The sequence below is a fragment of the Agromyces archimandritae genome, from assembly GCF_018024495.1.
In the GTDB taxonomy this organism is placed as follows: domain Bacteria; phylum Actinomycetota; class Actinomycetes; order Actinomycetales; family Microbacteriaceae; genus Agromyces; species Agromyces archimandritae.
The window spans coordinates 2379955-2398357 of sequence record NZ_CP071696.1 but is presented as its reverse complement, the minus strand read 5'-3'; the positions used below and the strand labels follow the sequence as shown (position 1 = coordinate 2398357).

Genomic DNA, 18403 nt, shown 5'->3' with positions numbered 1-18403 from the left:
CCGACGGCATCCGTCCACCGAATCGGGCGGCGCCGCGGCGACCGGGTTAGCGTGGAAGCCTGCAGAGGGGAGCAGACCATGACCGATTTCGTCGACCCGCTCGAAGAGCCCTACGCCGCCGACCGGGCTGCGGCGACCCCGCCCGACGCCGGGGCCGAGGAGGCCTTCGAGGCGCGCCGCGAGGCCGAGCGGCGCGAGGCCGAGAACGAGGCCGCCGAGACCCGCCCCGGCCCGAGCCCGGACGCCGCCGACGGCACGCAGGTCACCAGTGCGAGCGAGGGCGACGCCCTCGACCCGACGACGCCCGTCGACAACCTCGAATAGCGGGCACGCGTCGCGTGGCGCCGGTCACAGCCGCGCGCCGATGACGGCCTCGCCGAGGGGTGTGCGCAGGTGCAGCACGCGCGGGCCGTCGCGGCGGCTCGCGATGAGGCCGGCGTCGCGGAGCACGCTCAGGTGGTGCGAGGCGGTCGAGGCCGCGAGGCCGGCATCCGCTGCGACCCGGCTCGTCGTCCGCGGCTCCCCCGAGGCCAGCAGGATGCCGGCGCGAGCCGGGCCGAGCAGGGCGGCGAGCGCGGCGGCGGCGGATGCCGTCCGGCGCGCCCACGACTCGGTCACCCCCTCGGCCGGGTAGAACAGGGTCGGCTGCACGGGCGCTTCGGTGAGCACCGAGCATCCGCCGGAGAACACCGACGGCACGAGCCGCAGCCCGCTGCCGCGGCAGTCGACGATCTCCCGGTGGGCGGCGAGTTCGACGCGGACGGCGTCGGCCGACCACGACACCCGCGGGTGCAGTTCGGCGGCCATCGCGGCGATGCCGCCGAGGGCGATGCGCCGCGAACGCACGGCGACGTCGGCGCGGAGGATGCGTTCGAGCTGCGTCCAGACGGGGGTGAGCAGCGCCGCCCAGACCGCCTCCCACGCGTCGGCGATGCGCGCCCGCCAGACGACCGGGTCGGCGAGCATCCCCCGCACCGCATCGTGCCGGGCGCCGGTCGTGCGCACGAGCATCTTGCCGAGGTCGACCCGCATCCCGTCGATGGATGCCGCACGCAAGCGCTCCAGTTCGCCAGCGGCATCCAGATCCCACTCCGGTTCGGCGGTGAGGAAGTCGGGGAAGTACCCGCTCGGGCCGATCAGCACCGCGAGGGTGTCGAACGCGCCTTGCGGCACCCGGCCGCGCACGGCGCGCAGCCACCCCCACTGCATCGGATGCTCGGCGGGGCGCTGCAGCACCCGCACCGCATGGGCGAGCTCGTGCCCGGGCGAGAGCCCGAACCGGATCGCCGACACATCGTCCGGCGCGAGCCGGAACTCCACCACGTTTCGATCCACATCGAAAAGGTATCGGGGGTGGATGCCGGGGCGCGAGCCTGAGGGGACCGGCAGCGCATGCCGGGCACGCGGCATCCACCGGATGCCGGCGGGGCGGCATCCACCGGCGAAAGACGAGTCATGGACTACACGACGCAGATCCTCATCGAACCGAGCTTCGAGACGCCACCGCCCGAGGTCATCCCGGCCGAGGCGCTCGCCGTCGGCGACCGCGGCACCCGCCGCTTCGTCGGCCGCGACCACGGCGCCGGGGCCTCGTACTTCTTCGTCGACTACGAGGAGATCGGTTTCGGCCCGACGCTGCACTGGCACCCGTACGCCGAAACGTGGGTGGTGCTCGGCGGCACCCCGCGCATCACGATCGGCGAGCACGAGCTCACCGCCGCCGTCGGCGACACCGTCACGGCTCCGGCCGGCATCTGGCACCGCTTCGTGAACGCGGGCCCCGGCCGGCTGCGGATGCTCTGCATCCACGCCTCCCCCGTCATCATCCAGACCTTCGCAGACGCACAGGAGTAGTCATGTCGTTCCAGGCGTATCTCGACAATGCCGAGGCCCAGACCGGTCTCACCCCCCGGCAGTTCATCGCGCTCGCCCGCGAACAGGGATTCGCGGAGGGCGCGAAGGCCGGCCCCGTCATCGCCTGGCTGAAGGAGGCTCACGGGCTCGGCCACGGCCACGCCGCCGCCCTCGCGCACGTCATCACGAAGGGCCCGAAGATCGGCGCGAAGCACGTCGGCAAGGCCGGGCCGCACGGCGACGCCTCCGACACGCTCTGGCTCGACGGCGCGGCGAGCAATCCGGCGGCCGCCGGATAGCGGACCGCGCCGCCGGACCGAGCTCAGCCGTCGCCGGGCTGGCCTTCGAGCTCCCGGCGGCGTTCGGCGATCGCGCGACGCAACCGCTCCTCCTCGATCTCGCGGTCGAGGTCGGCGAGCTGCTCCTCGGTGGTGCGGGCGGGCGCCGGGGCGCGCATGGGCGCGGGTGCGGATGCCCGGTCGCGGCCCCACGGCATCCGCGCACCGCCGTCGGAGCCGCCGTATTCACGGCCGATCGCGAACCACAGGATCGAACCGATCAGCGGCAGCAGCACGACGAGCAGGATCCACACGAACTTCGGCATGTGCCGCACCTGCTCATCGCCCCGCATGATGAGGTCGATGAGCGCGGCGAGCATGAGGACGAGCGGCAGAAGCCCCAGCACGATCGGCATGGCGGAAGCATAGAGGACCGGCGATGCCCGCCACCAGATCGTGCCCCGAGTGGATGCCCGAGCGCGCCCGCATCGTGCCCCGAGTGGATGCCCGAGCGCGCCCGCATCGTGCCCCGAGCGGATGCCGGCGCGCGCCCGGTCAGTCCCCGCGCCGCATCGCGGCGGCGATGAACTCGCCGATCATGACGGCCGTGGCGGCCGGGCCGCGGCTCGGCGTATCGGGCAGGATCGAGGTGTCGGCCACGCGGAGGCCGGTCACCCCGTGCACCCGCCCGAACTGGTCGACGACGGCCGCAGGGTCGCCGGACGGCCCCATGGGCGCGGTGCCGCACATGTGGATCGCGGTGCCCAGGTGCCCGCGCGCCCAGGCATCCAGCGCCGCGTCGTCGCCGAGGGTCGCCTCGTCGAGTTCGGTGAGGCGGGCGACGTGCTCCGCGAATGCGTCGGCGGCCAGGAGCCGCGCGCCCGTGCGCAGGGCCTCGCGCATGCGGGTGCGGTCGCGTTCCTCTTCGAGATAGCGGTAGGCGATCGCCGGCATCGCGTGCGGGTCGGAGGAGACGAGCTCCAGGACCCCGCGCCCGACCGCTTGCTGCACGGCGACGATGAGGCTGAGATCGTCGGCGTGGATGGCCTGCTGCGCGAGCCGCTTCTTCGACACGCCCCGCAAGCCCTTCAGGGTCTCCAACGGGCGGGAGAGCGCCCCGGCGATGCCGCCGCCTGCGGCCATCGCCCGGCCGAGGGGCCTGAGCATCGGCATGATCTCGAGGTCGCCGGGCGTCGGCGAGCCCGAAGCGGTCAGGTGCAGCACGCTCTCGAAGAGCTGCGCCGGCCGGGCCGCGTCGAGGCGCCCGGCCGGCCGGAAGTTCAGGGTGATGTCGGGATGGTCGCTGAAGGCGGCCCCCACGGGCGCGTCCATGACGACGGGCACGCCGACCCCGCCCAGCTGCCCGGCCGGCCCCACCCCCGAGAGCATCAGCAGGTGCGCCGACTTGATCGCGCCGCCTGCGAGCACCACCTCGCCCGCGTCGATCTCCTCGAGGCGCCCGTCGGTCTCGGCGACGACGCCGATCGCGCGGCCGCCGGCGATCCGCACCCGGTGCACGAGCGTGCCGCCCTGCACGGTGAGGTTCGGGCGGGTCGCCCGCACGGCATCCACATAGCCGAGACCCGTGTTGATACGCACGCCGTCGACGATGTTCACCGGCAGCGGGCCGATGCCCTCCAGGGTCGACGGGTCGTTCTTGTCGGGGTCGTCGGCGAAGCCGAGCTCGCGGGCGGCGGCGTCGAAGAGGGTCGTGAGGCGGGCCGGGCGGGCCAGCTCGCGCCGCACGGGCATCGGCCCGCTGCCGCCGTGGATGCCCGTCTCGCCGTAATCCAGGTCGCGCTCCAGGGCGCGGAAGACCGGCAGCACGCGTTCGGGCGCCCACGCGGGGTTGCCGGCGGCCGCCCAGCGGGCGAGGTCGGTGTCGCGGGCGCGGATGAAGTAGCCGCCGTTCAGCGCCGTGGACCCGCCGAGCACCCGGCCGCGCGCGACCGTGTACGGCAGCCCCGGCGCGAGCTCGGCGGTGAAGCCCCAGTTCGCCGGGTGGCCGGGCATCGCCGCGCTCATGACCGAGGCGTCGAGCAGCTCCCGCGGGTAGTCGCGGCGCGCGGCGGCATCCGCACCCGCCTCCAGCAGCAGCACGCTGCGATCCGGGTCCTCCGACAGGCGCGCCGCGAGCGGCGCCCCCGAGGCGCCCGCTCCCACGACGACGACGTCGTAGCGGGTCATCGGGCCGGCACGGCCTCGCCGAGCCACTCCTCGAAGGTCTGCGTGCCGAGATCCGCATCCGGCCCCGGCAGCACCGCGCCCTCGCGCATCGCCCGGTACTGCTTGCCCGGCAGCGACACGCCGACCACGGGCCCGCGCAGCCCCTTCGCCTTCGCCAGCCGCCGCACCATGTCGTCGATCTGCTCCTCGCGCGGCCCGGCGAGGTCGCGGGCATGCCCCACGGCATCCGCCGCGGCCAGGGCGACGAGCCGCTCGCCGACCTCGCGTGCGGCGACGGGCTGCGAGCGCGCCTTCGGGGCGAAGTGGATGCCGGCGAACCCGTACCCGGCGAGCATCTGCTCGGCGAACTCGTGGAACTGCGTGGCCCGGAGGATCGTCCACGGCCGGTCGCCGGCCTCGATGACGTGCTCCTGCGCGAGCTTCGCCTCGTAGTATCCGTACGGGGCCCGGTCGATGCCGACGATCGACAGCGCCACATGATGGCCGACGCCGTGCCGGCCCTCCGCGGCGAGCAGACGGCAGCTCGCCGTCGTGAAGAACTCGCTCGCGGCGCGCTCCGACAGCGTCTTCAGATTGCTCGTGTCGATGACGGCGTAGACGCCCTCGAGGGCCTCGTCGAGGCCGGCGCCCGACATGAGATCGACGCCCGCCGAACGGGCCAGGACGACCGTGTCATGCCCTGCGGCGCGTGCCGCATCCACCGCGTGGGCTCCGATGGTGCCGGTTCCCCCGGCGACCGCGATCCTCACCGCGTGCTCCTCTCATCGCCGCCGCCGGCACCGAGCCGGCCGCGTGACCGCCTCACACCTTAGACCCGATTCGGGGGTCGCGGTGGGAACGGTGCGCGGATCCCGCGACTCCGGCACGATGGGGATATGAGCACTCCGCAGCAGTCAGAGCCGGCAGGTGTGCCGGCATCCGTCCCGGCATCCGGAACCGCCGGCGCGCCGAAACCCGGCCGGGTCCTCGCGCTCGTCGGCTTCGCCCTCGGCGTGCTCGGCGTGCTGCTGAACGCGGTCGGCAGCCTCGTCTATGCGGCACTGCTCATGCAGGGCTACGAGCAGCTGGCGATCGCCGCGAACGTGCAGTCGGTGCTGTTCGCGATCGCGACGGCGCTCGGCCTCATCGGCCTCGTGCTCGGCATCGTCGCCCTCACCCGTACGGGCGCCCCGAAGGGCTGGCCGGCCGCGGCGACGGTGCTCGGCGCCGTCATCGTCTTCGACGGGATCGTGGTCGGGCTGCAGAGCCTCGTGTACGTGCTGCTCTGATCGAGGCGCGCGGGGCCCGGCGACGTTCGGTCAGTGGGCCCGCCAGTACCCGCAGAAGGTGACGGCCTGCTTCGGCACACCGCGCTCGCCGACGAGGTGGCGGCGGGCGCCGGTGGCGAGCTTCGACTCCCCGGCGGCGAAGGCGGTGACGGACTCGTCGACGGCCAGCTCGCGCAGATGCTCGAGGGCTGCGACGCCTGGCGCCTGCCCGGGCTCGCGGACGATCCAGTGCACCTCGACGCCGTCGGGGGCTTCGTCGGGCTGCCGGTCGCCCTCGTCGGCGAGCTCGATGAGGGCGTCGCCGGCGGTGTCGCGGGGCAGGTCGCGGAGGATGCCGAGCACGGCCGGCATCGCCGACTCGTCGCCGACGAGGAGGGTGCGTGCGGCATCCACCGGGGAGAAACCCGCGCCCTGGTCGATGAGCGCGACGTGCGCACCGAGCGGCAGGCCCGCCGCCCACGGCCCGGCGACGCCATCGGACCCGTGCACCACGAAGTCGATGTCGAGCTCGCCGGCCTCGGCGCGGAACTCGCGGACGGTGTAGTTGCGGATGACGGGGCGTGTCGCACGCGGCAGCGTGAGATAGCGGAGGTAGCCGGCCATGTCGTAGGTGCCGGAGAGGTTGTCGAAGCGGGTGCCGTCGTTCGTCGGCACCGCGAGCCGGAACCACTGGTCGAAGCCGACGTGGCGCCAGTCGGCGAGCTGCTCGCCGGCGAGGGTGAGGCGCACGAAATTCGGCGAGATCCGCCGGGCCTCGACGACCTCGGCCGTGACGACGCCGGTCTCGGCGTGGGTGATGGTGATGTTGCTCGACGCCATCCGGGCCTCCTCTTTAGGTAAGCCTCACCTTAGCCGACATGCGTACCGGCGCAACAGCCCTCACACGAGGGGCGTGCCGTGCGTGTGGAAGGTGTCGATCGTCTTCAACCCCCACGCCTGACCCTTCGCGCGTTCGGCGGCCGTCCACGAGATCGTCTTCCAGTCGGGGGCGAGGATGAGGCGCGCGCCCGCGTTGCACAGCTCGATGCGGTTGCCGCCCGGCTCCCACACGTACAGGAAGAAGGTCTGCTGGATGGCGTGCTTGTGCGGCCCCGTCTCGATGTGGATGCCCGCTTCGAGCATGACGTCGGCGGCGCGCAGGATGTCCTCGCGCGTATCGGTCGCGAAGGCGATGTGGTGGAGGCGCCCGTTCGCGCCCGTCCAATCCTCGGTGTAGACGAGGTCGTAGCTCTTGTTGCCGAGGCTGTACCAGATCGCCGCATCCTCGCCCTCATCGGTGACGATGCGTTCGGTGCACCGGGCGCCGAGCACCTCGGAGAGGAAGCGGCTCGTGTTCGGCACGTCCTTCGTGAGGTAGTTGACGTGGTCGAGGCGGCGCACGTTCGCCCCGCGGCCCGGGAAGGCTGCGGCCTGGTTCTTCAGCGACGGCCGGTCGCCATCGCCCGCTTCGTACCAGTCGACGTCCCAGTACACGGCCATCGGGTGCCCGTCCGGGTCGGCGAAGCGGGTCACCTCCCCCAGCCCGCGCACGCCGTCGTCGAGGTCGACGCGCTGCCCGCTCGCCTCGATCGCGGCGCGCATCCGCTCGTACGCCCCGGCGCTCGCCGCCCGCAGGAACGTCGTGCCGACGCCGGCCTGCTCGCGTTCGATGAGGCGCAGCGTCCACGACTGGTAATCGTCCCAGGCGTGCAGGTACACGGAGCGCTCGTCGCGGCCGACCTCGGTGAGCGCCATCTGGTTCACGAAGAAGTCGCGGCTGGCCTCGAGCACGGGCGTGTACAGCTCGACGGGGCCGACATGGGCGAGATCCCGGCGGCGTTCGGGGTCGTGGGTGAGGGCTGCTTCGACGTTCATGGTGCTCCTGGGGTGCGTGATTCGGGTGTGGATGCCGGGGCGCGGCGGGTCAGGGAGTGGATGGCGCCGCCTGCGCCTCCTCGGGTTCCGGCGGGCGCGGGAAGACGCGCCCGTCCATGATCTTGCGGGCGGTTCTGACGACGGTGGATGCCGCGAGCGAGGTCTCCGGCCCGCTCCCGGCGAGCGTCACCTCGGCGGCGAAGGCTCCGGTGGGGTGCTCGACGAGCGCGGGGCGGCCTGCTGCGGCCGGGTCGAACACGACGGTGCCGGGGGTGCGGACGCCGGCGACGACCGAGACGGCGCCGAGCACCCCGATGGCTTCGTGCACGCGGTGCGGGATGAAGGTGCGGGTGGCGACGAGGCCGCCGTGGCGGGCGGGCGAGCAGATGGAGAGCTTGGGGACGGTCTGCCGGGTCACGTCGCCGAGGCCCATCTCCGTTCCTGCGGCCAGGCGCACGGTTTCGAGGCGGCTGCGCAGGGCCGCGTCGCCCTCGAGCACGGCGGGCGCCTCGTCGCCGGCGAGCCCGAGGTCGGCGGCGCGGATGAGGACGACCGGCATCCCGGCATCCACGCACGACACCTCGAGGCCGTCGAAACGGTCGACGAGCCGCCCCGTCGGGAACAACGGCGTGCCGTCGCCGGGGAACTCGAGCCGCACCGGCGCGGCGGGGAACGGGACGCCGCTCATCTCCTCGGCACCGTCGTAGTCGACCCGGCCGCCGGGGGTCTGCACGGTCGCGACGACGAGCGCCGGCGAGGGGTTCACGCGGCGGATGCGCACGGTCGTCGTCTCGGGGCCGGCGGCGACGAGGCCGCGTTCGATCGCGAAGGCGCCGACGCCGGCGAGCAGGTTGCCGCAGGTCTGCGCGTCGGAGACGATCGGGCGGTCGGGCACGACCTGCAGGAAGAGGTAGTCGACGTCGGCGTCCGGGTCTGCCGAGGGCGAGACGACGGCGACCTTGCTGGTGAGCGGATGCCCGCCGCCGAGCCCGTCGATCTCGCGCGCGTCGGGCGAGCCCATGATGCGGAGCAGCAGCCCGTCGCGTTCGGCGGGGTCGGCCGGCAGTTCGTCGGCGAGGAAGTAGGCCCCTTTCGAGGTGCCGCCGCGCATGAGCATGCACGGGATGCCGGCGGTCACGGTGCGAGCCTCGGCACGGCCTCGCCGCCCTCGCCGGCCGCCGGGTCGCCGGCGACCAGGGCGAGCACGCGGGCGACGGCGCGGGCGATGTCGGCGCGGCCGCCTGCGGCCTCGGCCATGTCGGCGGCGGCCTCCATCTCCTCGATACGGCGGCCGGCGTGCGTGGCCGTGCCGTCGAGGAAGCCGGCGAGGGCTGCCCGGTCGAGGCCGGTGAGGGTGTCGACGAGGTGCTCGCCGAACCAGTCGCCGAGCCCCTCGCGTTCGGCGGCGCGGAGGGATTCGATCATGACGCCCGTGAGCCCCTTCACGAGCAGGCTGCGGAGGAGTTTGCGGGCGGCGGCGGTGCCGGGCGGGCCGGGCAGGACCTCGACGGGCAGGCCCGCGGCGGTGAGGATCGCCGCGAGATCGCCGGCCCCATCCCCCGAGACCAACACGGGGGTACCTGCAGCGCCGCGGCGCACGGGCGCCATGATGGCCGCGTCGGCGAAGCGGATGCCGCCGGCCGCGGCGCGTTCGGCGAGGTCCCGTTTGCCGGCGGGGCCGCCGGTGGCGAAGTCGCCGTGCAGGGCGCCGGCGGGGGCGTGTTCGCGGGTGGATGCCAGGGCCTCGGCGGAGTGGGCGGCCGTCGTGAGGGCGAGTACGGCATCCGCACCCGACACCGCCTCGGCCGCGTCGGCGGCGAGCCGCACCCCGTCGATCTCGGGGGCGGCGAACGGATCCCAGGCGGTCACCTCGGCCGTGCCGGCGAGGGCGCGGGCGAACATCCGCCCCGCCTCGCCGAGGCCGAGGATCGCGACGCGCGTCATCGCTCCCCCTCGGGCAGGCGGTCGACGTATTCGACGCCGAGGCGCTCCAGCAGGGGCCGGAGCCCGTAGAGCTCGACGCCGAGGGCGCCGCCGGCGAACTGCGCGCGCTTGGCCTCTTCGCCCGCGATTCGGGCCTCGGCGGCGTCGGCGACCTCGGCGCCGCGTTCGATCGGCAGCACGAGCACCCCGTCGTCGTCGGCGACGACGATGTCGCCGGGGCGGACGGGGCATCCGTCGACGACGACGGGCACGTTCACCGAACCGGCGCTGGCTTTGACCGTGCCCTGGGCGTGCACGCCGCGCGCCCAGACGGGGAAGCCGGCCTCGCGGAGCACGGCGATGTCGCGCACGCCCGAGTCGGTGACGAGGCCGCGGACGCCGCGGGCGGCGAGCGAGGTCGCCAGCAGGTCGCCGAACATGCCCGTGACCGACTCGCTCGTGGTGGCCACGACGAGCACGTCGCCGGGGCGGCAGACCTCGACGGCGGCGTGGATCATGAGGTTGTCGCCCGGCTGGCAGAGCACGGTGACGGCGCTGCCGGCGATGGCGGCGCCCTGCTGGCGGGGCAGGACGTGCGGGCCGAGGAGGCCGATGCGGCCGGCGGCCTCGTGGGCCGTGGCGACCCCGGCGGCTCCGAGGCGGTCGATGACGGCGGCCTCGGCCCGGTCGATCTCGCGGACGACGAGGTGGCGGGCGGGCATCAGGCCAGCTCCGAGGCGACCTGCGGGTAGACGCGCTGGAAGGCTTCGGCGCGGGTGTTCACCGGCAGGCCGAGGTTCGGGCCGCTGTTGCGCTTGGCCTGCACGCCGCGGCGCTTGCCGAGGTCGGTGTAGTACTCGACGAGGTGGCCCTGAGCGCCGAGGGCGTTCATCGCGGCGACTTTGCGATCCCACACCTCGGTGATGTCGAGGAGCACGTCGGGTGTGAAGCCGCACACCTCGCTCTGGTGGGGTTCGAAGCAGAAGACGGGCGGGGCGCCGATGACCTCGCCGGGGCCGGCGACGCCGGGCGCCTGGGCGAGGACGCGGGCGCGCATGGCGATCTCGGCGGCCTTCGGATGGTCCATGTTGTAGGGGTCGGCTGCGGCGTGGGTGAGCACGACCGAGGGCTGCAGCTCGCGGTAGAGGTCGATGAGCTGCTGGACGAGTTCGGGCGTCTCGACGAGGGGGTAGTCGCCGGCGTCGAAGAAGCGCACCTCGGCGCCGAGCGCGTCGGCGGCGGTCTGCCCCTCGGTGCGGCGCAGCTCCTTGATCTCCTCGAGCGTCTTGCCGGCGCGCCAGGCACTGGCGGATTCGCCGCGCTCCCCGAAGCTCAGGCAGGCGATGACGGCGCGCTGACCGCGGTGTGCGGCCAGGGCGATCGCCCCGCCCGCGCGCCAGACGAAATCACCGGGGTGCGCCGTGACGACGAGAAGCGGCGACTGATTCGACATTGAACCTCCAAGTACGTGTCGGAACATGCTATGCACGTCGTCACCATGATTGTCAACAATTTTGCTGACGACATGCGCTGCGACAGAATAGCGGATATCCGACGAGAGGATGACCCGTGACCGATGTGCAGGACGTGCGGACGAGGCTGCGCAGTGCCATCCTCCGCGGGGACTACGCGCCCCGGCAGCGCCTCATCGAGGCCGACCTCGCCGAGGAGTACGACGCCAGCAGGTTCGCGATCCGCAACGCCCTCATCCAGCTCGCCGCCGACGGGCTCGTCGAGCTGCAGCCGAACCGCGGGGCCCGCGTGCGCGAGATCGGCGTCGACGAGGCCATCGAGATCACCGAGATCCGCCAGACGGTCGAGGGGCTCGTCGCCGCCCGCGCCGCCGAACGCATCGACGACGAGCAGATCGCCGAGCTCCGGGATCTCGGCGCGCAGATGAGCGAGGCCGTCGCCGCCGGCGAGCTCATGCGCTACTCCGACCTGAACGCCGCACTGCACTCGCGCGTGCGCGAGATCGCCGACCATGCGACGGCCGCCCGCATCCTCGAGCAGCTGAACGGGCAGATGGTCCGGCACCAGTTCCGCCTCTCCCTCTACCCCGGGCGGCCCGCCGTCTCCCTGCCCGAGCACCTCGCGATCGTGGATGCCGTGTGCGCACGCGACCCCGAGGCCGCCGCCGCCGCGATGTCGGCGCATGTGCGGAGCGTCATCGAGACCCTCGCCACCGGCGACCGCTGACCCCGCCGGTCGCCTCCCCCACCCGCCGGTTGAGGAGGCGCCCCCGGCGCCGTATCGAAACCCGCCGGTTGAGTAGGCGCCCCCGGCGCCGTATCGAAACCCGCCGGTTGAGTAGGCGCCCCCGGCGCCGTATCGAAACCCGGCGGTTGAGTAGCGAGGAACGAGCGTATCGAAACCCGGCGAGGCGCCTGCCCGGCTCCGGCGAGCACGCTCACGAGGTTTCGATACGGCGCTGGCGCGCCTCCTCAACCGGCGGATCGCGCGCTCCCGGCGATCCGTGCGAGGTTTCGATACGGCGCTTGCGCGCCTCCTCAACCGGCGGATACGGCACTGGCGCGCCTCCTCAATCGCCGGATCCGGCGATTCGTGCATCCCTTCCGCTCGCGCGGGACGGCGTCGGCCGGCCCGTCGTAGTCTCGTCAGGACCGGCGTTCCCCGGATTGCTGACAATTTCGTCGCCGGAATTGACAGCGATTCCTCGGTGGTCGTAAGGTCGCCCCAGTTCGGTTCGCACCACGGCCCGGCACCCGCCGGCCGTCCGATCACAACGGAGTGACATGAAGCACACCCTGCGCACCCTCGCGGTCGCGGCAGCCGCCGTCCTGGCCCTGTCCGGCTGCACCGACTCCGACGCCGGCGGCTCCGCCGCGCCCTCCGACGGCGGCGGCGAGCTCACGCCCATCACCGTCGGGCTCATGCCGGTCGCCGACACCGCAGCCCTCTACCTCGGCGAATCCCTCGGCTACTTCGAAGACGCCGGCCTCGACCTCACCATCGAAACCGCCACCGGCGGCGCGGCCATCGCCCCCGCCGTCGTCGCCGGCGACTACCAGTTCGGCTTCAGCAACATGCTCTCGCTCATGGTCGCCAACGAGAAGGGCCTCGGCCTGAAGTCGGTCTCGGCGGCCGTGGCCACCACCGGCGACACCTCCGCCGACATGGGCGCCGTCATCGTCACAGCCGACAGCCCCATCCAGTCCCCCGCCGACCTCGCCGGCAAGAAGATCTCCAGCAACACCGTCGGCAACATCAACGAGGTCGTCACCCGCGCCGCCATCGACGCCGCAGGCGGCGACGGATCCACCGCCGAATTCGTCGAAGTCGCCTTCCCCGACACCATCGCCGCCGTCGAGAACGGCCAGGTCGACGCCGGATTCGTCGTCGAACCCTTCGTCACCGCCGCCCTCGAAGCCGGCGACCGGGTGGTCAGCTACGCCTACGCCGAATTCGACGACAGCCTCGACATCGCCAGTTACTTCACCACCGCGGCCTACGCCGACGAGAACCCCGAGATCGTCGAAGCCTTCCAGCAGGCGATGGCCAAGTCCCTGAAGGCCGCGCAGGACGACTCCGACGCCGTGCGCGACATCATCGGCACCTACACGAAGACCGACGCCGAGGTGCTGGCGAAGATGGTGCTGCCGAAGTACCCGAGCGAGATCGACCGCGACGCCGCAGCCAAGCTCGGCGACGACGCCGTGAAGTACGGCGCCCTCACCGCCGCACCCGACCTGGACGCCCTGCTGCCTTGACCGTGAGCACGACCGAACCCCCGACGGTCGCCCCCGCGGCGCCCGAGCGACGGCCATCGCGCCGCCGCCCGGGCGCCGCCCTCGGCAGCCTCCTCGGCCTCGCCGGCGTCATCGTCTTCCTCCTCGTCTGGGAACTCGTCAGCCTCACCGGCCTCGTCGACCCCCGGTTCCTCCCGCCCGCCCACAGCGTCGTCATCCGCTTCGCCGAATACCTGCGCGACCTCGCCTTCTGGCGCGACGTCGGCGAAACCATGACCGCCTGGGCGATCGGCCTGGCCATCTCGATCGTCGCCGGCGCCGTGCTCGGCTTCGCCATCGGATCCAGCCGCTTCCTCGAGCACGCCACCCGCTCGACGATCGAGTTCCTGCGCCCCATCCCCTCCGTCGCCCTCATCCCCCTGGCCGTGCTGCTGTTCGGCATCAAGATCGAATCCAGCCTGCTGCTCATCGTCTACGCCTCGTTCTGGCAGGTGCTCATCCAGGTCATCTACGGCACGCAAGACGTCGACCCCGTCGCCGACGCCACCGCGAAGAGCTACGGCCTGAACCGCTGGCAGCGCATCGTCCACGTCGTCTGGCCGACCTCCCTGCCCTACCTCATGACCGGCATCCGCCTTGCCGCGACCGTCGCCCTCGTCCTCGCGATCACCGCCGAACTCGTCATCGGCACCCCCGGCCTCGGCAAGCAGATCGCCGACACCAAAGACGGCGGCGACGTGACCGCGATGTACGCGCTCATCCTCGCCACCGGCCTCATCGGCGTGGCGATCAACCTCCTGGCCCGCCTCGTCGAACGACGAGCGCTGAAATGGCACACCTCGGTGCGGACGGAGCTCGTGTGATGACCGCCCTGAAGAACCTCGCCTACCTGCTCGCCCTGCCCGTCCTCCTCATCCTCTGGTGGTGGTGGGCGACCATCGGCACCACGAGCTTCTTCGCGCCGACCCCCGGCGAACTCGTCACCACCTTCGTCGACACCTGGTTCGGCCCCCGATTCCAGCAGGACATCCTGCCGAGCCTCGGGCGCCTCCTCGTCGGCATCGTCCTCGCGATCGTGCTCGGCGTCGGCCTCGGCATCCTCATCGGCTCGGTCAAACGGCTGCGGCAGCTCACCGAGCCCCTGCTCGAGTTCTTCCGCGCCGTGCCGCCCGTCGTGCTCATCCCGCTGCTCATGCTCTTCCTCGGCATCAACGACTTCATGAAGGTCATCGTGATCGTCTCCGGATCGATCTGGCCGATCCTGCTGAACACCGTCGAAGGCGTGCGCGCCACCGACGAGGTGCAACGCGACACGTGCGCGAGCTACGGCATCCGCCGCCTCGACCGGCTCCGCTACCTCACCCTGCCGGCCGCGAGCCCGCAGATCCTCGCGGGCGTGCGGCAGTCCCTGTCGATCGCCCTCATCCTCATGGTCATCTCGGAGATGTTCTACAGCTCCTCCGGCCTCGGCTTCACGATCGTGCAGTTCCAGCGCACCTTCGCGGTGCCCGAGATGTGGTCGGGCATCCTCGTGCTCGGGCTCATCGGGCTCGGGCTGGCCCTCGTCTTCCGCGTCGTCGAACGACGCATCCTGCGCTGGTACTACGGTCTGAGAGAGGTGCAGCGTGAAAGCTGACACGACGTCCACCCCCGCCCACGAGGGGGCCATGCTCAAGGTCGCCGGGCTCCGCAAGGTGTACCCGACCGCCGGCGGCGGTTTCGAAGCCATCCGCGACCTCACCTTCGAGGTGCCCGCCGGCCAGCTCGCCTGCATCGTCGGCCCCTCCGGCGCCGGCAAGACGACGCTCCTGAAATGCGTCGCCGGCCTCCTGCCGCGCACCGCGGGCGTGCTCGAACTCCACGGCAAGGACATCACGGCCCCGCCGAAGACGATGGCCGTCGTGTTCCAGGAGTACGGCCGCAGCCTCTTCCCGTGGATGAGCGTGTCGGCCAACGTCGAGCTCCCCCTGAAGAGCGCGGGCGTGCCGAAGGCCGAACGCCGGGCGCGCGCCGCCGAAGCCCTCGAACAGGTCGGCCTCGCCGACGCCGGCGCCAAATACCCGTGGCAGCTCTCCGGCGGCATGCAGCAACGCGTCGCGATCGCCCGCGCCGTCGCCTACCGCCCCGAAGTGCTGCTGATGGACGAGCCCTTCGCCGCAGTGGATGCGCAGACCCGCGCCGACCTCGAAGACCTCGTCCTGAAGATCTGGCGCGAGCTCGGCATCACCATCCTCTTCGTCACCCACGACATCGACGAGTCCGTCTACCTCGGCCAGCGCGTCATCGTGCTCTCGGCGGCCCCCACCGTCGTGCAGGACGACGTGCGCATCGAGCTGCCCGGCGAGCGCGACCAGCTCCGCACCCGTTCCCTGCCCGAGTTCGCCGAGCTGCGCACCCACGTCTTCGAGGAGATCCAGCGCGCGAAGGCCGAGGCGGGCCGCGCCGCGTAGGCGCGCTCTCTCCCCTCCTCCCGCCCCGCCCGCCCCCGCTCACCGCGCCCCCGCAGGTGAGTGGACAAGAATGCAGGGTTGCGCCGCGCCCGCACCCTGCATTCTTGTCCACTCACGTTCCGCGGGGTGCCGGGCACAGGGGGGCGGCGCGGGAGGCGACCGCGTCATGCGGGCATAATCGGCTGGGTGAACGCTTCTGCACGACAGCCGTCGCTGGACGGCCGCCGGTTCCGCATGGTCTCGTCGACGACCTCGGCCGTCGACCCCGACGCCCCGAGCATCTTCCGCTACCGCGAACGCGACGGCCTCGTCTGGGGCGAATACACGGGCGACACCGTCGCTCTCGGGCGCTTCGTCGGGCGCCGCGAGGGCGACCGCATCGCCATCAGCTTCGGCCACGTGCTCGCCGCCGGCGGCGAAGTCGTCACCGGCACCGGGGAGAGCGACATCGAGTCGGAGGCCGGGGTACTGCGCCTCGTCGAGCACTACGAGGCGGACGGCAGGCCGCAGCTGAGCGTGTGCGTCGAAGTCGCCTGACGGCTACGCCCCCCGCGGCGGGAACCCGTCGCGGCCCGCGGCCGCGGGGGTCCATCTCGTCATGCCGAGCCGCGCGATGTCCGGCCGCGCCGGAACATCCGTCGGCAGCACGTACGGCAAGCGGATCACCTCGTCGAGGACGACGACGCTGACGACCGCCTTCACCGCCGGCACCTGCGCGACCACCCCCGTCGCGAAATCGTGGATTCCGGCGACATCGGTCGCACGCACGAGCAGCATCGCATCGTGTTCGCCGGTCGTGATCGCGCAGTACTCGACCTCGGGCATTTCGGCCAGCGCAGCGCGGAAGACGCCCCAGGCCTGCGGATGGATCGTGACGAAGACGAGCGCGCAGATCGCCAGACCGGCGCGGCCCGGGTCGACCCGGGCCGAGAAGCCCGTGATGACGCCGTCGCGGGTGAGGGCCTCGACGCGCGCATACGCGCTGGCGCGCGAGATGCCGACGCGCTCGGCGAGGGCGGCGATCGAGATCCGCCCGTGCTCGCGGAGCACGCCGAGGATCTCGTACGCGACGTCGTCGAGGGCCTGCGCACTTCGTCCAGGAACCTGACCCGTACCCGGTTCGCGAGTGGACATTCTGCCGCCTTCTCCCCTCCGCCGCGACATCGCTTCACATGATGACGGCTGATATTGGACATATCGCGTCGGTTCGTGACACTCTAACGCTCGTCGTCCACAGCATCCATCGGCGACGTCGACCCTGCACCAGGAGGTCCCATGCGCGCTTCCGCCCGCTTCCGCACCCGCTCCGCCGCCGCCGTGGCCTTCGCTGCGGCCACGGCTCTCGTCCTCGCCGGCTGCTCCGGCGGCAACTCGGCCACGAAGGACGACGAAGGAGCCGCCGCCGGCTCCCTCGTCATCGACACCGCGTTCTCCATCGAGACCGCCGACCCGGGCCACACGTACGACCCGACGGGCAACATGCTCGCCAAAGCGCTCTACGAGACCCTCGTCGACTTCGAAGGCTCCGACGTGTCCACCCCGGTGCCCGGGCTCGCGACTTGGACGGAGAACGACGCGGCCACCGAGTTCACCTTCACCCTCGAAGACGGACGGGTCTTCTCGGACGGCAGCCCCATCACCGCCGACGACGTCGTCTACTCGCTCACCCGCGTACAGGGGATGGCCGAGGCGAAGCCGAACTTCCTGCTGAACGGCATCACCATCGAGGCCGTCGACGAGCAGACCGTTCGCTTCACGACCGAGACGCCGCTGTTGCAGCTGCCGGCGATCCTCGCCAACCCGGCCCTCGGTATCGTCAACGCCGGAGTCGCCCAGGCCAACGGCGGCAGCGGCGACGCCGACGACAGCGCCCAGTCGTTCCTCGACGGCGAGTCGGCCGGCTCCGGTCCGTTCGTGCTCGACTCGCTCGACCTGACCTCGCAGATCGTACTCACGAAGAACGAGAAGTACAACGGCGACGAGGAGTCGGCCTACGACCGCGTCGTCATCCGCAACGTCACCGAGAGCGCCACGCAGCTCATCAACCTGCAAGGCGGCGACTCGATGGTCGCACTCGACCTGAACGGCGACCAGGTCGAGGGCCTCGGCGACGGCTTCACGGTCGACTCGGTGCCGTCGGGCCAGACGATCTTCCTGCTGCTGAACCAGTCGGCCGATATCGCCGGCGAACTGGCGAACGTGAAGATCGCGGAGGCGATCCGCTACGGCCTCGACTATGACGCGCTCCTCGAGCTCGCCGGGGCCGGCGCCACGCAGGCCACCGGCGTCATCCCGACCGGCTTCGAAGGCGCCCTCGAGGACGGCGTCGCCCAGGACCTCGAGCGTGCGAAGGCGGCCCTGGCCGAATCCGGCTACGCGGGTCAGAAGCTCACCCTCCAGTTCCCGAACGACTACCCCGTCGGCGGCGTCGAATTCACCCCGCTCGCCGAGCGGATCCAAGACCAGCTCGCCGGCATCGGCCTCGACGTCGAACTGGCGCCTGCCCCGTTCGCGACGGAGCTCGACGCCTACGTCAACGGCACCGAGGGATTCGGCCTCTGGTTCTGGGGCCCCGACTATGCGGACTCGGCGAACTTCCTGCCGTTCGCTCCGGGTCTGAAGGTCGGTCTCCGCGCCGGCTGGGCCGCCGACGCGAACCCCGAGATCGCCGGCCTGGCTGCGACCGCCGCCTCGGCGACCGACCCCGAGACGCGCACCGCCGATTTCACGGCGTTCGCCGAGGCCATGCAGGCGGACGGCCCGTTCGTACCGCTCATCGTCCCGGGACGCAACATCGCCACGGCCGACACCGTCGCGGGAGCCGTGTACAACTCGGTCTGGGACGTGGACATCGCCGAGATCACGCCCGCCGGCTGAGC

22 protein-coding genes are annotated in these 18403 nt (G+C 72.2%); 11 read left to right on the top strand and 11 right to left on the bottom strand.

Annotated features, from left to right (window positions below):
• Positions 1-78: 78 nt before the first annotated feature.
• Positions 79-324: a hypothetical protein gene (locus G127AT_RS10930; protein ID WP_210896819.1), complete on the top strand. Its 246-nt coding sequence runs from the start codon at positions 79-81 to the stop codon at positions 322-324.
• Positions 325-348: 24 nt separating this feature from the next.
• Here G127AT_RS10930 and G127AT_RS10925 read toward each other — a convergent pair whose 3' ends face one another.
• Positions 349-1335 carry a DUF5937 family protein gene (locus G127AT_RS10925; RefSeq protein ID WP_244857537.1) on the bottom strand — a complete coding sequence of 329 codons (987 nt, stop codon included), beginning with the start codon at positions 1333-1335 and terminating at the stop codon, positions 349-351.
• 120 nt (positions 1336-1455) lie between these two features.
• Between G127AT_RS10925 and G127AT_RS10920 the strand changes: the two genes are divergently transcribed.
• The gene (locus G127AT_RS10920) at positions 1456-1854 is read left to right on the top strand and encodes a cupin domain-containing protein (protein WP_210896815.1); all 399 of its coding nucleotides are present in this window, start codon (positions 1456-1458) and stop codon (positions 1852-1854) included.
• Positions 1855-1856: 2 nt separating this feature from the next.
• Positions 1857-2153: a DUF4287 domain-containing protein gene (locus G127AT_RS10915; RefSeq protein WP_210896813.1), complete on the top strand. Its 297-nt coding sequence runs from the start codon at positions 1857-1859 to the stop codon at positions 2151-2153.
• A 23-nt stretch (positions 2154-2176) separates the two neighbouring features.
• Here G127AT_RS10915 and G127AT_RS10910 read toward each other — a convergent pair whose 3' ends face one another.
• The 3 genes from G127AT_RS10910 to G127AT_RS10900 all read right to left on the bottom strand — a co-directional run bounded on the left by G127AT_RS10910 (position 2177) and on the right by G127AT_RS10900 (position 5068).
• Positions 2177-2548 (bottom strand): PLDc N-terminal domain-containing protein, encoded by a 372-nt coding sequence (locus G127AT_RS10910; protein WP_210896811.1) that lies wholly within the window; start codon positions 2546-2548, stop codon positions 2177-2179.
• Positions 2549-2687: 139 nt separating this feature from the next.
• Positions 2688-4319: a GMC oxidoreductase gene (locus tag G127AT_RS10905; RefSeq protein WP_210896809.1), complete on the bottom strand. Its 1632-nt coding sequence runs from the start codon at positions 4317-4319 to the stop codon at positions 2688-2690.
• Entirely contained in the window at positions 4316-5068 is a 753-nt protein-coding gene (locus tag G127AT_RS10900) for an SDR family oxidoreductase (protein WP_210896807.1), read from the bottom strand. Before G127AT_RS10900 ends, G127AT_RS10905 begins: the two co-directional genes overlap by 4 nt.
• 126 nt (positions 5069-5194) lie before the next feature.
• Between G127AT_RS10900 and G127AT_RS10895 the strand changes: the two genes are divergently transcribed.
• Positions 5195-5587, top strand: coding sequence for a hypothetical protein (locus G127AT_RS10895; RefSeq protein ID WP_210896805.1), 393 nt, complete (start codon positions 5195-5197; stop codon positions 5585-5587).
• Between the two features lie 30 nt (positions 5588-5617).
• On the opposite strand, the gene G127AT_RS10890 is transcribed toward G127AT_RS10895, so the two are convergent.
• From G127AT_RS10890 to G127AT_RS10865, 6 genes are read right to left on the bottom strand one after another with little or no spacing between them, the layout of a single operon-like run.
• Positions 5618-6406: a siderophore-interacting protein gene (locus G127AT_RS10890; protein ID WP_210896803.1), complete on the bottom strand. Its 789-nt coding sequence runs from the start codon at positions 6404-6406 to the stop codon at positions 5618-5620.
• A gap of 60 nt (positions 6407-6466) precedes the next feature.
• On the bottom strand, positions 6467-7441 hold the full coding sequence (locus G127AT_RS10885; RefSeq protein WP_210896801.1) for a VOC family protein: 975 nt from the start codon (positions 7439-7441) through the stop codon (positions 6467-6469).
• Positions 7442-7490: 49 nt separating this feature from the next.
• A complete protein-coding gene (locus tag G127AT_RS10880) occupies positions 7491-8579 on the bottom strand; it encodes a 4-oxalomesaconate tautomerase (RefSeq protein ID WP_210896799.1) in 1089 nt (362 codons plus the stop codon).
• On the bottom strand, positions 8576-9385 hold the full coding sequence (locus G127AT_RS10875; protein ID WP_210896797.1) for a DUF1932 domain-containing protein: 810 nt from the start codon (positions 9383-9385) through the stop codon (positions 8576-8578). Before G127AT_RS10875 ends, G127AT_RS10880 begins: the two co-directional genes overlap by 4 nt.
• On the bottom strand, positions 9382-10086 hold the full coding sequence (locus tag G127AT_RS10870) for a 4-carboxy-4-hydroxy-2-oxoadipate aldolase/oxaloacetate decarboxylase (protein WP_210896795.1): 705 nt from the start codon (positions 10084-10086) through the stop codon (positions 9382-9384). Before G127AT_RS10870 ends, G127AT_RS10875 begins: the two co-directional genes overlap by 4 nt.
• The gene (locus G127AT_RS10865; RefSeq protein WP_210896793.1) at positions 10086-10817 is read right to left on the bottom strand and encodes a PIG-L deacetylase family protein; all 732 of its coding nucleotides are present in this window, start codon (positions 10815-10817) and stop codon (positions 10086-10088) included. Before G127AT_RS10865 ends, G127AT_RS10870 begins: the two co-directional genes overlap by 1 nt.
• Positions 10818-10933: 116 nt before the next feature.
• Between G127AT_RS10865 and G127AT_RS10860 the strand changes: the two genes are divergently transcribed.
• From G127AT_RS10860 to G127AT_RS10835, 6 genes are all read left to right on the top strand, one after another.
• Positions 10934-11563, top strand: a complete 630-nt coding sequence (locus G127AT_RS10860; protein WP_210896791.1) for a GntR family transcriptional regulator — start codon at positions 10934-10936, stop codon at positions 11561-11563.
• Between the two features lie 557 nt (positions 11564-12120).
• Complete coding sequence (locus G127AT_RS10855; protein WP_210896789.1) at positions 12121-13095, top strand: ABC transporter substrate-binding protein; 975 nt, start codon at positions 12121-12123, stop codon at positions 13093-13095.
• Positions 13092-13937, top strand: coding sequence for an ABC transporter permease (locus G127AT_RS10850; protein WP_210896787.1), 846 nt, complete (start codon positions 13092-13094; stop codon positions 13935-13937). Before G127AT_RS10855 ends, G127AT_RS10850 begins: the two co-directional genes overlap by 4 nt.
• Positions 13937-14710 (top strand): ABC transporter permease, encoded by a 774-nt coding sequence (locus G127AT_RS10845; RefSeq protein WP_210896785.1) that lies wholly within the window; start codon positions 13937-13939, stop codon positions 14708-14710. The genes G127AT_RS10850 and G127AT_RS10845 overlap by 1 nt, the downstream gene beginning before the upstream one ends.
• Entirely contained in the window at positions 14700-15524 is an 825-nt protein-coding gene (locus tag G127AT_RS10840) for an ABC transporter ATP-binding protein (protein WP_342344039.1), read from the top strand. Before G127AT_RS10845 ends, G127AT_RS10840 begins: the two co-directional genes overlap by 11 nt.
• Before the next feature lie 186 nt (positions 15525-15710).
• Entirely contained in the window at positions 15711-16061 is a 351-nt protein-coding gene (locus G127AT_RS10835; RefSeq protein WP_244857536.1) for an avidin-fold protein, read from the top strand.
• Between the two features lie 3 nt (positions 16062-16064).
• Here G127AT_RS10835 and G127AT_RS10830 read toward each other — a convergent pair whose 3' ends face one another.
• The gene (locus tag G127AT_RS10830) at positions 16065-16658 is read right to left on the bottom strand and encodes an Lrp/AsnC family transcriptional regulator (protein ID WP_210896783.1); all 594 of its coding nucleotides are present in this window, start codon (positions 16656-16658) and stop codon (positions 16065-16067) included.
• A gap of 141 nt (positions 16659-16799) precedes the next feature.
• Here G127AT_RS10830 and G127AT_RS10825 point away from each other — a divergent pair, with 141 nt between their 5' ends.
• On the top strand, positions 16800-18401 hold the full coding sequence (locus tag G127AT_RS10825; RefSeq protein WP_210896781.1) for an ABC transporter substrate-binding protein: 1602 nt from the start codon (positions 16800-16802) through the stop codon (positions 18399-18401).
• The last annotated feature ends 2 nt before the right edge of the window (positions 18402-18403 follow it).